16 protein-coding genes and 3 tRNA genes are annotated in these 18,271 nt (G+C 62.7%); 17 read left to right on the top strand and 2 right to left on the bottom strand.

Annotated features, from left to right (window positions below):
- Positions 1–205 precede the first annotated feature (205 nt).
- Positions 206–1,069 carry a spermidine synthase gene (locus BMY31_RS05570; RefSeq protein WP_257612378.1) on the bottom strand — a complete coding sequence of 288 codons (864 nt, stop codon included), beginning with the start codon at positions 1,067–1,069 and terminating at the stop codon, positions 206–208.
- A 156-nt stretch (positions 1,070–1,225) separates the two neighbouring features.
- On the opposite strand from BMY31_RS05570, the gene tatA reads away from it, so the two are divergent.
- The 3 genes from tatA (at position 1,226) to lysS (ending at position 4,531) form a co-directional block, all read left to right on the top strand.
- Complete coding sequence (gene tatA, locus BMY31_RS05565; protein ID WP_078687419.1) at positions 1,226–1,528, top strand: twin-arginine translocase TatA/TatE family subunit; 303 nt, start codon at positions 1,226–1,228, stop codon at positions 1,526–1,528.
- A 39-nt stretch (positions 1,529–1,567) separates the two neighbouring features.
- Positions 1,568–2,041 (top strand): transcription elongation factor GreA, encoded by a 474-nt coding sequence (gene greA / locus BMY31_RS05560; RefSeq protein ID WP_078687420.1) that lies wholly within the window; start codon positions 1,568–1,570, stop codon positions 2,039–2,041.
- Between the two features lie 231 nt (positions 2,042–2,272).
- A complete protein-coding gene (lysS, locus tag BMY31_RS05555; RefSeq protein ID WP_091008991.1) occupies positions 2,273–4,531 on the top strand; it encodes a lysine--tRNA ligase in 2,259 nt (752 codons plus the stop codon).
- Between the two features lie 134 nt (positions 4,532–4,665).
- Here the strand turns inward: lysS and BMY31_RS05550 are convergent, their stop codons facing one another.
- Positions 4,666–5,382, bottom strand: coding sequence for a GntR family transcriptional regulator (locus BMY31_RS05550; RefSeq protein ID WP_078687422.1), 717 nt, complete (start codon positions 5,380–5,382; stop codon positions 4,666–4,668).
- 204 nt (positions 5,383–5,586) lie between these two features.
- On the opposite strand from BMY31_RS05550, the gene BMY31_RS05545 reads away from it, so the two are divergent.
- The 14 genes from BMY31_RS05545 (at position 5,587) to BMY31_RS05480 (ending at position 18,257) form a co-directional block, all read left to right on the top strand.
- Positions 5,587–6,990, top strand: coding sequence for a glycoside hydrolase family 1 protein (locus BMY31_RS05545; RefSeq protein ID WP_234970741.1), 1,404 nt, complete (start codon positions 5,587–5,589; stop codon positions 6,988–6,990).
- A 56-nt stretch (positions 6,991–7,046) separates the two neighbouring features.
- Positions 7,047–8,471: a PTS sugar transporter subunit IIC gene (locus tag BMY31_RS05540; protein WP_078687424.1), complete on the top strand. Its 1,425-nt coding sequence runs from the start codon at positions 7,047–7,049 to the stop codon at positions 8,469–8,471.
- A gap of 129 nt (positions 8,472–8,600) precedes the next feature.
- Positions 8,601–8,903 carry a PTS sugar transporter subunit IIB gene (locus BMY31_RS05535; RefSeq protein WP_078687425.1) on the top strand — a complete coding sequence of 101 codons (303 nt, stop codon included), beginning with the start codon at positions 8,601–8,603 and terminating at the stop codon, positions 8,901–8,903.
- Positions 8,904–8,926: 23 nt separating this feature from the next.
- Entirely contained in the window at positions 8,927–9,277 is a 351-nt protein-coding gene (locus BMY31_RS05530) for a PTS lactose/cellobiose transporter subunit IIA (protein ID WP_200802618.1), read from the top strand.
- A gap of 235 nt (positions 9,278–9,512) precedes the next feature.
- Entirely contained in the window at positions 9,513–12,116 is a 2,604-nt protein-coding gene (locus BMY31_RS05525) for an ATP-dependent Clp protease ATP-binding subunit (RefSeq protein WP_078687426.1), read from the top strand.
- An 86-nt stretch (positions 12,117–12,202) separates the two neighbouring features.
- Positions 12,203–13,291, top strand: a complete 1,089-nt coding sequence (gene disA / locus BMY31_RS05520; protein ID WP_078687427.1) for a DNA integrity scanning diadenylate cyclase DisA — start codon at positions 12,203–12,205, stop codon at positions 13,289–13,291.
- Positions 13,288–14,100, top strand: a complete 813-nt coding sequence (ispD, locus tag BMY31_RS05515; RefSeq protein ID WP_091008988.1) for a 2-C-methyl-D-erythritol 4-phosphate cytidylyltransferase — start codon at positions 13,288–13,290, stop codon at positions 14,098–14,100. The genes disA and ispD overlap by 4 nt, the downstream gene beginning before the upstream one ends.
- Complete coding sequence (gene ispF / locus BMY31_RS05510; protein ID WP_091008985.1) at positions 14,097–14,597, top strand: 2-C-methyl-D-erythritol 2,4-cyclodiphosphate synthase; 501 nt, start codon at positions 14,097–14,099, stop codon at positions 14,595–14,597. Before ispD ends, ispF begins: the two co-directional genes overlap by 4 nt.
- A 95-nt stretch (positions 14,598–14,692) precedes the next feature.
- A complete protein-coding gene (gene cysS / locus BMY31_RS05505) occupies positions 14,693–16,177 on the top strand; it encodes a cysteine--tRNA ligase (RefSeq protein WP_078687430.1) in 1,485 nt (494 codons plus the stop codon).
- Between the two features lie 7 nt (positions 16,178–16,184).
- Positions 16,185–17,138, top strand: coding sequence for a 23S rRNA (guanosine(2251)-2'-O)-methyltransferase RlmB (gene rlmB, locus BMY31_RS05500; RefSeq protein ID WP_091008982.1), 954 nt, complete (start codon positions 16,185–16,187; stop codon positions 17,136–17,138).
- Between the two features lie 3 nt (positions 17,139–17,141).
- Positions 17,142–17,678: an NYN domain-containing protein gene (locus BMY31_RS05495; RefSeq protein WP_091008979.1), complete on the top strand. Its 537-nt coding sequence runs from the start codon at positions 17,142–17,144 to the stop codon at positions 17,676–17,678.
- A 123-nt stretch (positions 17,679–17,801) separates the two neighbouring features.
- Positions 17,802–17,877 (top strand) — tRNA-Thr (locus BMY31_RS05490).
- A 219-nt stretch (positions 17,878–18,096) separates the two neighbouring features.
- Positions 18,097–18,180: transfer RNA gene (locus tag BMY31_RS05485), tRNA-Tyr, on the top strand.
- Between the two features lies 1 nt (position 18,181).
- Positions 18,182–18,257 (top strand) — tRNA-Thr (locus BMY31_RS05480).
- Positions 18,258–18,271: the final 14 nt, after the last annotated feature.

Here is an 18,271-nt window from a genome sequence, read left to right as displayed (position 1 = left end):
TTTCTGGAGACGAGGTACGTTGGCGGGCCTGGCGCCATCGGGGGCGCCGTCCGGCGGGCCTTCCTAACTCGTCATAGGCACAAGGATGGCACGATAAAACCTAGCTAGCAAGTGGGAATAAACAATCGGAAACAAAACCCACCTCGGCGGTGGGAATAAAAGGGCACGACGGCCGTGACGTGGGCCGCCGGACGCGCGGCGCTCGCTACTTGATCACGTACGCATTGGCCAAGGGCAGCCTTGCGTTCGAGGCGACCAGGACGTTGTCGCCGACGATCGTGGGGTCGTCCCCGTCCTCGGGAATCAGGTACACGTGCTCGAAGGCATCCTTGCACGCATCGAGCGAGTCGCGCAAAATCTTTGTCTTCTTGGTGGAGCCCTCCAGGGGGCTGATGACGTTTGCCAGGTACACGCCAGTGGGGGAGAGGTGCTCGAGCACCGCCTGCGCACCCTCCTGCGTGGCCAAGGGGCCCAGCGGCTTGCGTCCACCGAAGGCGTCGTTCACGATGATGTCGAAGCGCTCGTCGGCATTGCCCAGGAACGCCCAGCCGTCGTCGCACACCAGGCGCAGGCGGCCGCCGCGCTCGGCATCGAACTCGCGAATGAGCTCGTCTAGGTAGAAGTGCTTGCGCGCGATCTTGGTGACGACCTCGTCAATCTCGACCACGGTCACGTCTACGTCGTCATTGTCGCTTACGAGCCACTTGGGAAACGAGTATCCGCCGCCACCGATGACGAGCGCCTTGCGTCGGGTGTCACGGCCTTCGGCCGAGGCGGCATGCACTTCTCCCTGCATTTGCACGACTTGCGAGAAGTAGAGGTGGTAGACGCAGACCAGGCGGTAGCGCAGCTCGTGTGCCACGTAGCAGATGGACTGGAACTTGCCACCAACGTTTAGCAGGCGAACTTCGGTCCCCTCGTCGTCGTTCGAGTCGAATACCAGGGCGGGGCCAAACTTGGTCCTCGGGTACAGGAAGACCCCTCGGCTCCTGAGAATCCGTGGCAGTAGCAGGATGAACACGTCCAGCGCGCAGATGACGCTAGCCAGAACAATCAGGGGGAGTGGCATAGTGTTTCCTTTTGCGGGCCAAATGGTGCATGGCGCGAGTAGAGATTGTGAGTTCTTGCACGTCTCGGCTATACTAACCGTTGCGTTATCGCTCATCATAGGGCGTTACCATCTCAACAGAACTCTTGTTTAGCACCGCTTGTTTGGAGGCATCGCATGATTCTTGGTCTTGGCGTTCCCGAGATTCTTATCATCCTCGTCATCGTTCTGGTTATCTTCGGGCCCAAGAACCTCCCGAAGCTCGGCAAGTCCCTTGGCCAGACGGTCAAGAACGTTCGCGAGGGTATGGACGAGGGCGAGGAGCCCAAGGTCGAGGCCAGTGAGGATGCCGAGGACACTGACGAGGCCGAGGACGTCGAGGCCGTCGAGTCTGACGCGGTCTTCTGCACCAAGTGCGGCGCCAAGAACGCCAAGGGTGCCGCCTTCTGCTCCGCTTGCGGCGCGAAGCTCGGCGAGTAGTCGCCAGTCACCAGAAGTCACCAAGTAGAAAGTACGCATATGGCAGCCAAGGAAATCATCCTTACCCCCGAGGGACGTCAGAAGCTCGTTGACGAGCTCGCCTATCGCGAGGGCGAGAAGCACGACGAGATCGTCGAGCGCATCAAGGAGGCTCGCGGCTTCGGCGACCTCTCCGAGAACGCCGAGTACGACGCCGCGAAGGAGGAGCAGTCCCAGAACGAGTCTCGCGTGAACGAGATCCGTCATATCCTCGCGACCGCCAAGGTCATCGAGCACGACGACGATGCCCAGATCTCCGTCTCCATCGGCACCACCGTCGAGATCGAGGATGCCAAGGGCGTCTCCAAGGTGACCATCGTCGGCACCACCGAGACTGACTCGATTAACCACCGCATCTCCAACGAGTCGCCCCTGGGTGCTGCGCTCATCGGCCACGTCGCCGGCGACACCGTCTCCTACGAGACGCCGACCGGCAAGACGCGCGAGTTCACCATCAGGAACATCACGCGCTAGTCTCGCAACCATTCGCACGCGGCGGGTCCCGTTCAGGCGGGGCCCGTTTTTGTTTCGGCCGTGCGTGGCGACTAGTCGTTTCCGCTTGGGGTCACGGGTGCGCACATTCCGTGGTAACGCGCGGAATCCCGTCGCGAACGGCTACAGTACTATTGAATAAAACTAGCCAAGAGCATCATTGGACCAAACGTCTGGACCGACAGGCGCCCAGCCGCGAGAACAGGAGTTGGAATGGCCGACCAGAGCACAGCCCCCGAGACCAACATTAATGACGAGAGGGCAGTCCGCCGCGCCAAGCGCCAGGCCCTGATCGACGCTGGTATTAACCCGTACCCCATCAAGAGCGAGATTACCGCTCATGCCGCTGAGCTCGCAGAGAAGTACGCTGACCTTGAGGACGGCGGCGTGACCGAGGACGAGTACTCCCTCGCGGGTCGTATCCGAGCCTACCGCAAGCAGGGCAAGATTCGCTTCATCGTCCTGGAGGACGTCTCTGGCGAGATTCAGCTCTTCTGCCGTGCGAACACCCTGGGCGAGGGTGCCTGGGAGCTTCTGGGCCAGCTCGACCTGGGCGACATCATCCAGGCCAAGGGCACCGTCATTCGCACCAAGCGTGGCGAGCTCTCCATCTCGCCCACGCAGATCGTGCTGCTCTCCAAGTCCGTGCGTCCCCTGCCCGAGAAGTTCCACGGCCTGACCGACCGTGAGGTCCGCTACCGTCAGCGCTACGTCGACCTCATCATGAACCCCGACGTTCGTGACACCATGCGCAAGCGCAGCCGCATGGTCTCGCTGATCCGTCGCTACATGGAGGGCGACGGCTACATCGAGGTCGAGACCCCCATGATGCACGCGATTCTCGGCGGCGCCAACGCCAAGCCCTTCGTCACGCACTTCAACGCGCTCGATCGCGACTACTTCATGCGCATCGCAACCGAGCTCCCGCTCAAGCGCCTCATCGTCGGCGGCATGGAGCGCGTCTTCGAGATCGGCCGCATCTTCCGCAACGAGGGCATGGACCTCACGCACAATCCCGAGTTCACCTCGATGGAGGCCTACTGTGCCTACTCTGATCTGCAGGGCATGAAGGACCTGACCATGGGCCTTTTCAAGATCATCGCCCGTGAGGTCTGCGGCTGCGAGGAGGGCCACGAGGTCATCACGTACCAGGGCCAGCAGATCGACCTCTCCGGAACCTGGCGCTCTGCGACCGTCGCCGAGATTGCCTCCGAGGTCTGCGGAGAAGAGCTTTCCATCGACACTCCGATCGAGCACCTTCGCGAGGTCAACGCCGCCCACGGCATCGAGTGGCAGGAGAACTGGGGTGCCGGCAAGCTCCTGTTCGAGCTCTACGACGAGCTGGGCGAGGAAACCCTCATCAATCCGACCTTCGTGTGTGACTACCCCGAGGAGGTCAGCCCGCTTGCCAAGCGCAAGGACGATGACCCCCGCATTACCGACCGCTTCGAGCTCGTTATCGCCGGCCACGAGTACGCTAATGCGTTCTCTGAGCTCAACGATCCTGTCGACCAGGCCGGGCGCTTTGCCGAGCAGGTTGCTGCCAAGGGCTTCGGTGACGACGAGGCCATGGGCTACGACTACGACTACGTCCGCGCACTCGAGTACGGCATGCCGCCTGCGGGTGGCATCGGCTACGGCATCGACCGCATGGCCATGCTGTTCACCGACTCCGCGTCCATCCGCGATGTCCTCCTGTTCCCCCAGATGAAGCCCGAGGTCGTCACCAAGGCTGACATCCAGGCTCAGGTGGCTGGCGCGAAGACCGACAACGCCTCGGCAGATGTCGACACGCTCTACTCCGACTCCGAGACCGGCGCTTCCGCAGAGGTTGCCAAGATGGGCAAGCAGGAAGCTCCCAAGCTTGAGACCGGCCTCACGCGCGGCCAGGCGTTCGAGCTGCTCAAGAAGTACAACGAGGATCCCTTCCATGTGAGCCACGGCGAGACCCTCGAGGGCCTCATGCGTCACTTCGCCGAGCAATACGATCCCGAGAACGTCGAGTTCTGGGGTCAGGTCGGCCTGCTCCACGACCTCGATTGGGAGAAGTGGCAGGATGATCAGACTCATACCGTCAAGACGGCTGAGCTGCTTGAGGGGGCTGGGGCCGACCCTCGCCTGGCCCACTCCATCCAGACGCACAACTACGACCTCAATGAGGAGCTTCCCGCTCCCGAGCACAAGATGGAGAAGGTCCTCTACGCCTGCGACGAGCTCTCCGGCCTGATCCAGGCAGCCGCCCGCATGCGTCCTTCCGGCTCCGTCACCGACATGCCGCTCAAGTCCCTCAAGAAGAAGTTCAAGGACAAGCGCTTCGCTGCCGGCTGCGACCGTGACGTCATCCGCCACGGCGCCGAGCTCAACGAGATGGAGCTCGACGACATGATGGCCAGTGTGCTCGAGGCCATGAAGGCAATCGCGCCGGTTGGCGACATCTACGTCAAGGATCAGTCCGGGCAGAGCGCCGAGTAAGGGGCCTCGCTCCAAGAGGCGCACTCACAAACAGAAGCAGGCGAGAAGGGAACACGTCCTTCTCGCCTGCTTTTTGCGTATTGTGGGCTTTGCTTGCCGTTGCCTGGCGTCCGGATCGTCGTCTCCCGCATTGGCTAGTGGGTCGAAATGGAGTAGAACTCGTAGCCGCGGCAGTGGCGCGCGATCGAGTACTCGAAGGGAACGCCGTCATCCAGGAATCCCACCTGCTTGACCTCGAGCAGCGGCTGCGTCGGTTCGATGTCGAGCCACTCGACCTCGTCGGGGGTGGGGAGGACTGCCTTGATGATGCGGTGGGCGCTTCCGATCTTCAGGCCCAGCTCATCCTCGAGGTAGCCGTAGATGGTGCTTTCGACGTTGCGCTCGCGCAGGTCGGGAATGAGCTTGATCGGCATGTAGGTGTACTCGATTACGTGCGGGATGCCGTCAACCAGGCGTGTGCGGCATACGTGATAGGCAAACTCGTCACTCTCGACTCCCAGAAGAGATGCTATTTCGACCGTCGGGCGCACGACCGAAAAGTCATGCACCTCAGAGGTGACCTTGTGTCCCTTGTGGTCGGCGCAGAAGCCGGTCATCTGAGAAGACATGTCCCATCCGGTGGGCGACTTGGCCTCGGGGGTCGTGACGCGCTTGACGTACGTGCCCGAACCGCGGCGACGTGCCACGAGGCCCTGCTGGGACAGCTCGTCCATGGCCTTCTTGATGGTTATCTTGCTGACCCGGTACTGGTCACAGAGTTCCGGAGTCGTTGGCAGCTGGTCGTTGGGCGCGTAGGCACCAGAGGCAATCTTGTCTCGGATGTCGCTTGCAACTGACTCGTACTTGAGCATATCGCCTCACTTTCTATCATCCGTATCTTACCAATAACCCCGTTAGGGAACATTATCAATATCGCTTGGCGATTAAAAATAAATAGCCCTTGACTTCCCATAGCTAATGCGTAAAAGTACCAAACAACATAGAGACACATAAGAAAAGACATGTCAAATAGTTCTCAATTATATGGACGTGTAAAAAGGCAGCGAGAGGAGAACGTGTTGCAGACGAGCAAGCTTCCCAAGGACTTCTTCTTTGGCGCCGCCATGTCTGGTCCCCAGACCGAGGGTGCGTGGCGTCGCTTTGGAAAGATTGACAGCCTTTGGGACACCTGGTCCAACGAGAAGATCGAGGACTTCTTTAACCGTGTGGGCTCCTATGCGGGTAACGATTTCACCAACCGGCACAACGAGGACTTCGCCCTTCTCAAGAGTCTGGGCCTTACCACGTGGCGCACGTCTATCCAGTGGTCCCGTCTGATGGACGAAGACGGTCTCCTGAACCCCGAGGGCGCCAAGTACTATCACGATCTCTTCGCCGATGCCCATGAGGCCGGTCTCGAGACCTTCGTGAATCTCTACCACTTTGACATGCCTACGTACCTCTTCCGCCGTGGCGGCTGGGAGAGCCGCGAGGTCATCGAGGCGTATGCCAACTTCGCGCGTACGGCCTTTGGTGAGTTCGGCCAGGAGATCAAATATTGGTTCACTTTCAACGAGCCTGTCGTCGAGCCCCAGAACCGCTACACCAACGGTGGCTGGTACCCCTTCCACCGCGACTTTGCCCAGGCCTGCCGCATCCAGTACGGCATCTCGCTTGCCCACTCCCTGGGCGTCGAGGCCTTCCGCGAGCTCAAGGCCGACGGAACGATTCGCTCCGATGCCAAGATTGGCCTCATCAACTGCTTTACCCCGCCTTACACCAAGGAGAATCCGAGCGAGGCCGACCTCGAGGCCGTGCGCATGACCGATGGCGTGGACAATCGCTGGTGGCTCGACCTCGTGACCAAGGGCTCTCTGCCCCAGGACGTTATCGACACCCTCTCTGCGCGTGGCATTGACCTTCCCGTCCGTCCGGGCGACGAGCAGATTCTCGCGCAGGGTGTCGTCGACTGGCTGGGATTCAACTACTATCACCCGGCTCGCGTCCAGGCACCCGAGAAGTCTGAGGACGAGTTCGGCAACCCGGTCTTTGCGCAGGAGTACGTGTGGCCCGACGCCGTCATGAACGAGTCTCGCGGCTGGGAGATCTATCCCAAGGGCATCTACGATTTCGCGATGACCATGAAGCACGACTACCCCGACCTCGAGTGGTATGTCTCCGAGAATGGCATTGGCATCGAGGGCGAGGATGCCTCCAAGGACGAGAACGGCACCATTCAGGACGACTATCGCATTGACTTCGTGGGCCAGCACCTGAAGTGGATCGCAAAGGCCATCGAGGATGGCGCAAAGTGCCGCGGGTACCACTACTGGGCCGTCATCGACAACTGGTCCTGGAACAACGCCTTTAAGAACAGGTATGGCTTCGTTGAGGTTGACCTCATGGATGGCTACAGCCGCCACCTCAAGAAGTCCGCCGAATGGCTCCGTCAGGTCGCCACTACTCACGAGGTCGCATAAGAGACTGCGACGTTTCGGTTGAAATCTGCCTTAGACGCTCGGGAAAGGAGTTATGTATGGCAGAAGAAAGTAAGGGACAGGCGTTTCTTGATAAGTTCGCCGAAGTCTCGGCCAGGATTGGCAACCAGATTCACCTAAGGACGCTCCGTGACGCGTTCGCAACGGTGATGCCCCTCTACATCCTTGCGGGTATTGCTGTGTTCGTCAGCCAGGTCCTCTTCCCCCTGTTCCTCTCCGGTGACTCGCTGAGCGCGGCGCAGGTCTGGGGCAGCGCAGTGACCCTGGGCACGCTCAACTTCGCGGCAGTTATCCTTGCTGGCGTGTTGGGCTACTGCTTCGCCGTGAACAAGCACTTCGAGAACGCCATCTCCTGTGTTGTCGTCGGCATCTCTGCATTCGTTATCATGATGCCCCAGACCATCGTCGCCACGCTGGGTAGCGCGGTCTATGCGACGAACGCCGCTGACAAGACTGCGGCTACGCTGAGCTATGCGGTCGACAGCTTCTCCGGCGCCCTTGGCATGGCCGACGGCTACGCCCTTTCCGGCGTCGATGTCACCGGCGCCTTCGCCACGAGCAACACTGGCGCCAACGGCCTCTTCGGTGCCATCATCATCGGCCTTCTTGCCGCCACGGTCTTTATCAAGCTTTCGGGCCTCGAGAAGCTGAAGGTCAACCTGGGCGAGGGCGTGCCTCCCGCGGTTGCCGACTCCTTCAACGTCATGATCCCGATGCTCCTGACCCTTTCGCTGTTTGCTCTCGTTGCTGCCGTGCTCGCCGGCTTTGGCACCGACCTGCTGACCCTGATCGCGACCGGCATCGCTGCTCCTCTCAAGGGCATCATGAACGCTGGCCCCTGGGCCGTCATCGTCATTTACACGCTCGCCAACCTTCTGTTCTGCCTTGGCATCCACCAGTCCACGATCTCCGGCGTCCTTGCTGAGCCCATTCTTACGATGCTCATCATCGACAACATGGCCACCTTCGCTGCTGGTCAGCCCATCCCCGCGGACCACTACATGAACATGCAGATCGTCAACTCCTTCGCACTGATCGGCGGTTCTGGCTGCACCTTTGCGCTTTTGCTCGACACCTTCCTGTTCTCCAGGAACAAGGGCTCCAAGGAGGTTGCGAAGCTTTCCATCCTGCCCGGCCTCTTCAACATCAACGAGCCGGTCATCTATGGCTACCCCATCGTCTTCAACCTGCCCCTCATGATTCCCTTCGTTCTCATCCCCGACCTGCTCATTGCAGCGACCTATGGTCTCACCTGCGCTGGCGTCATTGCCCCCTGCGTCGTCCAGGCTCCCTGGACCACCCCTCCCGTCATCAGCGCCCTTCTCGCCACTGGTGGCGACTGGCGTGCGGCCGTCTGGCAGGTCATCGAGATCGCCGGCGCCATGGCAATCTACCTGCCCTTCATGAAGGTCTCTGAGCGTGCCGTCCAGAAGCAGCTGGAGCTCGAGGCAAACGCTGCCTAGGCATTCGAGCCCCCATGTAGGCAAGAACACATGCCCCCTTGGCGGGTGGCCGGCCAAAAGGCCACCCGCTCCCCGTAGCTTCCCGCTACGATAAGAACTACGTATTCTCTCGTGAAAGGATTTCCTACCATGAACATCCTGCTCGCCTGCAACGCCGGTATGTCTACCAGCCTCCTCGTCCAGAAGATGCGCAAAGAGGCAGCGTCCCAGGGCGTCGAGGCGACCATCGAGGCCAAGCCGCTCAACAAAGCGCTCGAGGCCATTGGCGACTTCGATATTCTCATGCTTGGACCCCAGATTTCGTATGCCAAGAAGGATGCCGAGAGCTTCGCCGGCGACAAGCCCGTCATCGTCATTCCCATGGCAGACTACGGCCGCATGAACGCAAAGGGAATCATCGCAGAGGCCACCAAGGCGCTCGCCAACAAGTAAAACCCGGTAGGAGGATTAGTTTCATGGCAGAGAACGGCATTCAGAACTCTGGTGACGACATGGGTCCGATGGAGGAGGCCTGCTTCCAGATCATCGCGTCTGTTGGCGCGGCGAAGTCGATGTTCATCGAGGCCATCGGCCTTGCCAAGGAGGGCAAGTTCGACGAGGCCCGCAAAAAGGTGGACGAGGGCAACGACATCTTCGTCGAGGGCCATGGCGTGCACCTCGGGCTTCTCCAGCAGGACGCAGCTGGCGTGGGAAGCACGAACGTGTCGCTCTTGCTTGTCCATTCGGAAGACCAGCTCATGCAGGCGGAGAGCTTCCGAATTCTCGCGAACGAGTTCATCGACCTTTACGAGAGGGTCGCAAAGTAACGACGCCGCATTGTGCTGCGTGCGTTAATGCCAGGCCTGACGCGCCCCGGAGCAATCCGGGGCGCTTTTTTGTGCGTCGGCATGTGCAGTAAATATGTGAGTGGGGTTCAGTTAGATTTCCTCAGTATCCTAGGAAATCCCATGCGCCGCTTGGGTATACATGCAAGAGCAAACCATTGGTGCGCCCCGCCCCCGTGTTGGGCACCACGATCAGGAATGGAGGCGTCAGGCCCTTATGTTCGAGAAGTTCACCGACAAGGCTCGTAAGGTCATGAGCCTCGCGCAAGACGAGGCCCGAGGCCTGGGCAAGATGTACGTGGGCACGGAGCATCTGCTTCTCGCCCTCATCAAGGAGGGCGACGGCATCGCCGCACAGGCCCTCAAGAAGCTCGACGTCACGTACGAAGAGACGGTTACCACCATCCGAGAGATCTCCACTGAGGAGGCGGAGTCGCCGGCGGGCGGGCACATCCCCTTCACGCCGCGCGCCAAGCGCGTGCTCGAGGATGCGTATCGCGAGACCATGACGCACGGCCAGACCTACATCGCCACCGAGCACCTGCTTCTGGGCATCGTGGCGGAGGGCGACGGACGTGCCATGACGACGCTCTCTCGCATGGGCGTAACGGGCGACGCCGTTCGCAACGCCGTGAATGCCCTCATCGAGGAGAACGACCAGACAGAGTCCTCGCACGCTGCATCTGACATGGGCTTCGGCCCGCAGTTCATGGGCGTGGGGGCTTCGCAGCACGCAAGCTCGAGCGACGACGGTTCGATGCTCGAGCAGTATGGCCGCAACCTCACCAAGCTCGCCGCGGATGGCAAGCTCGATCCCGTCATCGGCCGCGACCGCGAGGTCGAGCGTGTGATGCAGGTTCTGGCTCGCCGCCAGAAGAACAACCCTCTCATCCTGGGTGACCCGGGCGTCGGCAAGACTGCCATCGCCGAGGGGCTCGCTCAGCTGATCTCCTCTGGAGAAGTGCCCGACATCCTGCGCGGCAAGAAGATCTGGACGCTCGACATCGCCTCGCTCGTTGCCGGCTCCAAGTACCGCGGTGAGTTCGAGGAGCGCATGAAGAAGGTCATCGCAGAGGTGACCGACAGCGACGAGGACATCCTCTTCATCGACGAGATCCACACCATCGTCGGCGCCGGCTCCGCGGAGGGCTCGATTGACGCGGCGTCCATCCTGAAGCCGCCCCTGTCCCGCGGTGACATCCAGGTCATCGGCGCGACCACGGCAGATGAGTATCGCAAGCACATCGAGAAGGACTCGGCCCTCGAGCGGCGTTTCCAGCCCGTCTTCATCGGCGAGCCCTCGCCCGAGGACACGCTCGAGATTCTCCATGGCCTGCAGAAGGCATACGAGGAGCACCACCACGTGCGCTACACGGAGGAGGCCCTCGCCTCGGCCGTCAGCCTGTCCAACCGCTACGTGCAGGATCGCTTCCTGCCCGACAAGGCCATCGACATCATCGACGAGGCCGGCGCACGCACGCGCGTCCGCAAGATGAGCCTCCCTCCCGAGCTCGCCCAGGTGGACGAGGAGCTCTCGCACGTGAGCGACGAGAAGGCCAAGGCCGCCGACGCCCAGGAGTTCGAGGAGGCGGCGCGCCTGCGCGACAAGGAAAAGGAGCTCAGTGCCAGGCGTGACGAGCTCGAGAAGGCCTGGCGCGAGGAGCAGGGCAAGAATGTCGTCGTCGTGGACGAGCGGGACATCGCCGACGTCGTGAGCGAGATCACGGGCGTGCCTGTCTCAAACCTCACCGAGGCCGAGGCGTCCAAGCTCCTGCGCTGCGAGGATGCCCTCCACCAGCGCGTTGTGGGCCAGGACGAGGCCGTCACGAAGGTCGCGAAGGCGATCCGTCGCAGCCGCTCGCCCCTGAAGGACCCGCGCCGACCCGGCGGCTCGTTCATCTTCCTGGGGCCCTCTGGCGTGGGCAAGACTGAGCTCGCCAAGTCGCTCGCCGAGTTCCTCTTCGGCAGCGAGGACGCGCTCATCTCGTTCGACATGTCCGAGTTCATGGAGAAGCACACGGTATCCAAGCTGATTGGTGCCCCTCCCGGATACGTGGGCTACGACGAGGGCGGTGAGCTGACCAAGGCCGTCCGCAGGCGTCCCTACTCCGTCGTCCTGTTCGACGAGATCGAGAAGGCCCATCCCGACGTGTTCAACGTCCTTCTCCAGATTCTGGACGAGGGTCGCCTGACCGATGGCCAGGGCAGGTCCGTGGACTTCTCGAACACCGTGATCATCATGACGTCCAATATCGGCGCCCGCGATATCGCCCAGACCGCACCCATGGGCTTCAGCTCGCAGGGCAACGGCGGGCTGTCCGACAAGGAGATTCGCAGTCGCGTCGAGAGCGAGCTCAAGCGCCTGTTCCGGCCCGAGTTCCTCAACCGCGTGGACGAGATCGTGGTCTTCAAGTCGCTCACGTCCGAGCAGCTGCGCGGCATCGTCGACCTTATGGTCCGCGACCTGCGCAACCGCTTGGTCGCCAATGGCATGTCCATCGAGCTCACTGACGCCGCGCGTGACCTCATCGCGCGCGAGGGCACCGATCCCATCTACGGTGCGCGCCCGCTGCGCCGCGCCATCCAGACGCTCATCGAGGATCCCCTTTCGGAGGAGCTGCTCATGGGCAACTGGAAGGCAGGAGACATCGTGTCCGTGGACGTCGAGGGCGAGAAGATCGTGTTCAAGCCGGGTGAGGGAGAGATCCCGACCATCGAGGAGCGCGTGCACATGGAGCTCCCGCGCGCCCGCGACCACTGGACGGCGGGCCCTGCACCTCGCGCGGCGGTTCCTGGTGATAGCGCGAGTTCTGCCGAGTAGACGTGAAGCTGAGCCATCGCGCATATACTTAGAGTGTCAGTCCGGCCGGCCCGCGCTGCGGGTCGGCTTTCATATGGAGGTGAGAAATGGAAGGCACCGAGAGGGCGTTTGAGGCTTCCGAGCCAGTGCAGGACTTTAAGGAGCGCATGCGCAGCGCCATTAGGCAGACGGCTCCGGGCACCTCGCTCAGGCACGCGCTCGACATGATTATTGCCGGCCACCTGGGCGCACTCATCTGCATCGGCGATACCGACGCGGTCCTTGCGACGGGTGACGATGGCTTCTGCCTGGACATCTCCTTCACTGCAAACCGACTGTTCGAGCTTTCCAAGATGGACGGCGCCATCGTAGTTGACAAGGGGCTCACCCAGATTCTTCGTGCCAACTACCACCTGAACCCGGATCCCTCGCTCCCCACGTCCGAGACGGGCATGCGTCACCGCACCGCGGCCCGCATGAGCCTCCTGACCAACGCCATGGTCATCTCGGTCTCCGAGCGCAGGCAGGTCGTTACGGTCTACATCGACGGCAGGGGTCACTCGCTGCGCTCCGTGTCCGAGATCATGAGCTCGGTCAACCAGCTGCTCGTCTCTCTCCAGAGCACGCGCACTCAGCTAGACCGCGCGCTGCTGAGGCTCACGACGCTCGAGCTCGACAACTACGTCACGCTCTCCGACATCACCGAGACCATCTATCTCTTCGAGGTCCTGATGACCGCGGCGGACGAGCTGGACAACCTCATTCTTGAGTTGGGCACCAAGGGCAAGACCATCGCCATGCAGCGCGAGGAGTTCATCGGCGACATGTCCGACGTGTACACGCTGCTCATCCGCGACTATGCCAACGACTCCTCCGAGGAGAACGCGCTCGCCATCCGCGCGACGCTTCACGAGACCGCCAACGACAAGCTGCGCTCCTCGAAGCGCGTCGGCGCCCTGCTGGGATTCGACGAGCACAACGAGGACTCGATCATGCACTCGCTGGGCCTGCGCACGCTCTCCAACGTCTCGGTCGTCCGCAAGGGCATGGCCGACAAGATCGTCGACGAGTACGGCTCGCTCCAGCAGCTCCTCGATGACATCGAGCAGAACCCCGCTCGCCTCGACCGCGTGGGCGTCGAGAACCCCAGTATCCTTGCGGACAGCCTGTACCGCATGTGGGGCAAGCGCGCATGAGCGGTCTTGGTCCCTGCGCGGAAGCCTGCCCGGAGCGCGTGGGGGTCTCGGGCACTCGTCGAGACACCTGCGCCGTCGTGGTGGCGGGCGGGTCAGGGGAGCGCTTCGGTGACCCGCGCGGGAAGCAGTACGTCGACCTCTGCGGTCTCCCGCTAGCCTGCTGGTCGCTCATTGCGCTCGACCGCTCTCCGTCTATCGGCCACATCGTCGTTGTGTGCGCGGCCGATCACAGGCGAGAGATGCGTGAGGATGTCATCTCGCGCCTGCGCCTGAGGTGCGAGGTCACCATAGCCGAGGGCGGCGCCACGCGACAGGATTCCGTCAGGTCGGGGCTCGCGGCCGTTCCCGAGGACTTTGGCCTGGTTGCGATTCACGACGCGGCGCGCCCCCTCATCCAGCCGGTTTCGGTTGAGCGCGCTATCGCGTGCGTTCGCGACGACGCCGGCGCGGGGGGCGCCATCTGCGCCGCCCGCGTGACCGACACCCTCAAGCTCGTCGAGGACGCGAGCATCGTCGCGACGCCCGACCGCAGCTTCTACTGGTCGGCCCAGACGCCGCAGGTGTTCCGCACGGCCCAGATCGTGGCGGCCCACAAGGCGGCCGCGCGCGACAAGTACTTAGGGACGGATGACGCCTCCCTCATTGAGCGCTCCGGCGCGCGCGTCGTGTGCGTCGAGACGCCGCGTGACAACCTGAAGGTGACGCTTCCCGAGGACCTTCTCATTGCGCGCGCTCTTCTTCAGAGCCGTCTCGCCGTCGATGGCTGCGGCCTCGACCTTCTCGACTTGAACGAAGGTGATTCCCTGTGATGCACATTGGGCACGGCTTTGACGTGCATGCGTTTGCGGAGGGAAGAAGGTGCATCCTGGGCGGCGTTGACGTTCCGTCGGGTCGCGGTCTCATGGGCCATTCCGACGCCGACGTGCTGACCCATGCTCTTATGGACGCGATCCTGGGCGCGCTGAAGGAGGGCGATATCGGGCAGCTCTTTCCTGACGACGATCCCGCCTATGAGGGTGCCGACTCCCTCGTGCTCCTGCGGCGCGTGATGGAGGTTGTTCGTCGGAGGGGCGCCAAGCTCCTCGACTGTGATTGCACCGTGGCGGCGCAAGCCCCCAAGCTTGCCCCGTATCGCGAGCAGATGCGCGAAAACCTCGCGCGCGCCATGGGCGTCGACGTCTCGAGTGTAGGGGTCAAGGCCACGACGACGGAGCGACTCGGCTTCGTCGGGCGCGAGGAGGGCATCGCCGCCTGGGCCGTCGTCCTTTTGAACACGGACTGTAGCGGGCGGGCCGGCGAAGGCTAGGCCCGAGACTCCGTTCTGCAGCCGCCCCCCCGTTACCATTTACAATGCCGAACTACGACAAGCGCGGCGAACGCCCGCGACACTGAGGAGAACCAATGCTCGTCTATAACAGCCAGAACCACAGGAAAGAAGAGCTCAAGCCAATCGAAGAGGGCAAGATTCGCATGTACGTGTGCGGCCCTACCGTCTACGACCAGATCCACATCGGCAACGCCCGCACCTTCCTCTCGTTCGACGTCATCCGCCGCTACCTTACGTACAAGGGCTATCAGGTCACCTTCGCGCAGAACCTGACCGACGTCGACGACAAGATCATCAACCGCGCTAACGACGAGGGCCGCACCGCTGCGGAGGTCGCGGAGGAGTACTCTGCCGCCTTCATCGAGCAGATGCATCGTTTCGGTATCCTTGATCCCGACATCCGCCCGCGCGCGACGCGCGAGATCGAGGCCATGCAGGAGATGATTCAGCTCCTCATCGAGAAGGACCACGCCTACGTCGCCGACAATGGTGACGTGTACTTCTCGGTCCGCTCCGACCACAACTACGGCATCCTCTCCGGACGCGAGCTCGACCAGCTTCGCGCGGGCGAGCGCGTCGAGGTGAACGAGGACAAGCGCGACCCGTTCGACTTTGCGCTGTGGAAGGCCGCGAAGCCCGGCGAGCCCAGCTGGCCCAGCCCCTGGGGCGACGGTCGTCCTGGCTGGCACACCGAGTGCTGCGCGATGATTCACCGCTACCTGGGCACGCCCATCGATATCCACGGCGGCGGCCAGGACCTCATCTTCCCCCACCACGAGAACGAGACCGCGCAGGCCATGTGCGCGTGGGATGCGGCGCTTGCCAACACCTGGATGCACACGGGCATGCTGCGCGTCAACGGCGAAAAGATGTCCAAGTCCCTGGGCAACTTCCTCACGCTCAAGGAGACGCTCGACAAGTACCCGGCTGACGCCGTCCGCCTGTTGATGCTGCAGACCCACTACCGCTCTGCCCTCGACTTCCAGACCGACCTGCTCCAGAGTGCCGTGGGCACCCTTGACCACCTGCGCACCTGCGTCAAGAACCTGCGCTGGGCCGCCAAGAACGCCCCGCAGGACGGCGAGCTCACCGAGCTCGACCGCAGCCTGGGCGCCGCGGTGGACGCGGCCCACGCCGAGTTCGTAAAGCAGATGGACGACGACTTCAACACCTCCGGTGGCCTTGCCGCGATCTTCTCGCTGGCGAACTCCGCCAACAAGTACCTGGCCGACGCGGCAGGCGACGTCGCGACCGCTCCGACGCTGAGAGCCGCAGACATGATCGTCGAGCTCTGCGACGTGCTGGGCATCGACTTCTCGAAGGTCGGCAAGGGCGAGCAGCTTCCCACCGAGCTCGTCGACCTAGCCAAGCGCTACGCCTCCTACGACGGCGACGACGTCAACGCGGCTGCCGACGCACTGTTGGCCGCGCGCCAGGAGGCCCGTGCTGCCAAGGACTGGGGCACCGCCGATGCCATTCGCGACGGCATCACCGGTCTGGGGCTTGTGCTTGAGGACACCGCTGCTGGCGCCCGTCTGCACGTGAACGAGAAAGCGTAGGGACCTCATGGGCAAGAACCAGAGCAGGACCCCCGGTCGCGACGTGCGCGGCGGCAAGGGGCGCGGCGCCAAACCGGCCGGAAGGTCTGGCGGTGCGGTCAAGGGGGGTAAGGGCAAGTTCTCGCCTAGGCCCTCGGGCAAGTTCGCCGCAGACAGGGGGCCGCAGGGCCGAAAGGGATCGAGGCCCGATGGACAGCGCTTCTCGAGGCCCATGTCCGACATGGTCGAGGGGCGTCGTGCCTGCGCCGAGGCCCTCGAGACGGGTGTGCCCCTGAGGCGCGCGCTCGTCGCCGCGGGCGAGGGGGCCCAGGACCAGACCCTGGCGAGCATCGTCCGACGTCTCGAGGCGGCCGATGTGCCCGTCGAGTTCGTCTCGAAAGCGCGCTTGGACTCAATGAGCTCGCATGGCGCCCATCAGGGAATCATGGTGCAGTCGCGCCCGTTCGCATACGCCGACCTCTCCGACATCATCAGGAGATCCGGCGAGGGCGACGCGCTCGTCGTGCTGCTCGACCACGTGACCGACGAGGGCAACTTCGGGGCGATCGTCCGCTCTGCCGAAGTCGTCGGCGCGGCCGGCGTCGTCATCGCGAAGGCGCGCTCCGCTGGCGTCGGCACCGCCGCCTACAAGACCTCGGCTGGCGCCGTCCTGCACGTTCCCATCGCACAGGTCTCCAACCTTGCCACGGCCATCGACCGGCTCAAGGATGCGGGCTTCTGGGTGGCGGGCTCGACCGAGCATGCCCGGCAGGACGTCTGGCAGGCGCCCATGGGCGGGCGCCTCTGCCTCGTGATGGGCTCAGAGGGCAACGGCATTTCGCGCCTCGTGCGCGAGAAGTGCGACTTCGAGTGCAAGCTGCCCCAGCGAGGCACCATCGAGTCCCTCAACGTGGCACAGGCGACGACCGTCATGTGCTACGAGTGGCTTCGCAGGTCCACCGAGGCGCAGGGGGGAGCGTAGACCATGGCAAAGCAACGACCTCCCCTGCTCGTCGTCGACGGCTACAACGTAATCTACAAGTCCCCGCGCTACACGAGCGTGATGGACGAGTCGGATGGGCACGACCCCTTCATGCGTGCGCGAGAGATGCTTATAGGCGACGTCGCGGCCTACGCGCAGGGACGCTACGCCCCGATCGTCGTGTTCGACGCCGCAGGCAACGTCTCCCCGGATCGTCCCAACTTGACGCGGGCTGGCGTTAAGACGATCTTCTCGCAGACCGGCGAGACCGCCGACGCCGTGATTGAGCGCCTGGTGAGCGATGCCCGCCGCGAGAACCGCGACGTCACCGTAGTCACGTCGGACAACACCATTCGCGCGACCGTCGGCGGCATCCCCGTGACGCGCATCTCGAGCGACGTGCTCGTGTCAGACGTGGGGGACATCGTGCAGGACGTCGAGCGCGCAAATGACGAGCGCAACCACGTGCGCTTCACCCTCGAGGACCGCCTCGACCCCAAGACGCGCGCTAAGCTCGACGCGCTCCTGGGACGGCGCTAGCCCTTCTCGCCCGCTCATCCGTCCGACCGAGTGAGGTCCGCCTGACCTTTGAGCGGGGGAAAGAGCATGACCCCAAACTCGTTGTGGCGCGCTGCGACGCAAGAGGGTATGATGCAGTAACGCGCCAGCTTAGCTCAGTTGGTAGAGCCCCTGTCTTGTAAACAGGTTGTCATCGGTTCGAGTCCGGTAGCTGGCTCCAGAAATTATTACGCCAAATTCTTTTGCGGGATTTGGCGTTTTTTCTTATCGCGGCAACGCCACTGCGCAAAAAGCATGTGCTCTGACCTGCATTTGTGTAGGAAAAGTGGGATAGATACGCCCGGGTGGGTGGAACACGTTGACAGAGGGTTTAACGGGTCGTAATATACTTTCCGCTTGCAGGGGACAAAGCCCGCTGCGAGCAGCTTGAAAACAGCATGGGGATGTGGCACAGCGGCAACTGCGGCGGACTGTAAATCCGCTCCCTCTGGGTTCATTGGTTCGAGTCCAATCATCCCCACCATGCCCGTGTAGCTCAGTCGGTAGAGCACTTCGTTGGTAACGAAGAGGTCACCAGTTCGAATCTGGTCGCGGGCTCCATTTCAAGCTGGCAT

The organism is Parafannyhessea umbonata, assembly GCF_900111255.1.
GTDB lineage: Bacteria > Actinomycetota > Coriobacteriia > Coriobacteriales > Atopobiaceae > Olsenella_J > Olsenella_J umbonata_A.
Note: the sequence above shows the minus strand (reverse complement) of the source record. Positions and strands in the feature narration are given on the sequence as shown.

Excerpts from the sequence above, each read along its gene's own strand:
- BMY31_RS05535 (WP_078687425.1), top strand. The coding sequence starts at position 8,601 with ATGAACATCCTGCTCGCCTGCAACGCCGGTATGTCTACCAGCCTCCTC.
- lysS (WP_091008991.1), top strand. The coding sequence starts at position 2,273 with ATGGCCGACCAGAGCACAGCCCCCGAGACCAACATTAATGACGAGAGG.
- cysS (WP_078687430.1), top strand. The coding sequence starts at position 14,693 with ATGCTCGTCTATAACAGCCAGAACCACAGGAAAGAAGAGCTCAAGCCA.
- tatA (WP_078687419.1), top strand. The coding sequence starts at position 1,226 with ATGATTCTTGGTCTTGGCGTTCCCGAGATTCTTATCATCCTCGTCATC.
- BMY31_RS05495 (WP_091008979.1), top strand. The coding sequence starts at position 17,142 with ATGGCAAAGCAACGACCTCCCCTGCTCGTCGTCGACGGCTACAACGTA.
- BMY31_RS05525 (WP_078687426.1), top strand. The coding sequence starts at position 9,513 with ATGTTCGAGAAGTTCACCGACAAGGCTCGTAAGGTCATGAGCCTCGCG.
- rlmB (WP_091008982.1), top strand. The coding sequence starts at position 16,185 with ATGGGCAAGAACCAGAGCAGGACCCCCGGTCGCGACGTGCGCGGCGGC.
- BMY31_RS05540 (WP_078687424.1), top strand. The coding sequence starts at position 7,047 with ATGGCAGAAGAAAGTAAGGGACAGGCGTTTCTTGATAAGTTCGCCGAA.
- BMY31_RS05570 (WP_257612378.1), bottom strand. The coding sequence starts at position 1,069 with ATGCCACTCCCCCTGATTGTTCTGGCTAGCGTCATCTGCGCGCTGGAC.
- disA (WP_078687427.1), top strand. The coding sequence starts at position 12,203 with ATGGAAGGCACCGAGAGGGCGTTTGAGGCTTCCGAGCCAGTGCAGGAC.
- BMY31_RS05550 (WP_078687422.1), bottom strand. The coding sequence starts at position 5,382 with ATGCTCAAGTACGAGTCAGTTGCAAGCGACATCCGAGACAAGATTGCC.
- BMY31_RS05530 (WP_200802618.1), top strand. The coding sequence starts at position 8,927 with ATGGCAGAGAACGGCATTCAGAACTCTGGTGACGACATGGGTCCGATG.
- ispD (WP_091008988.1), top strand. The coding sequence starts at position 13,288 with ATGAGCGGTCTTGGTCCCTGCGCGGAAGCCTGCCCGGAGCGCGTGGGG.
- greA (WP_078687420.1), top strand. The coding sequence starts at position 1,568 with ATGGCAGCCAAGGAAATCATCCTTACCCCCGAGGGACGTCAGAAGCTC.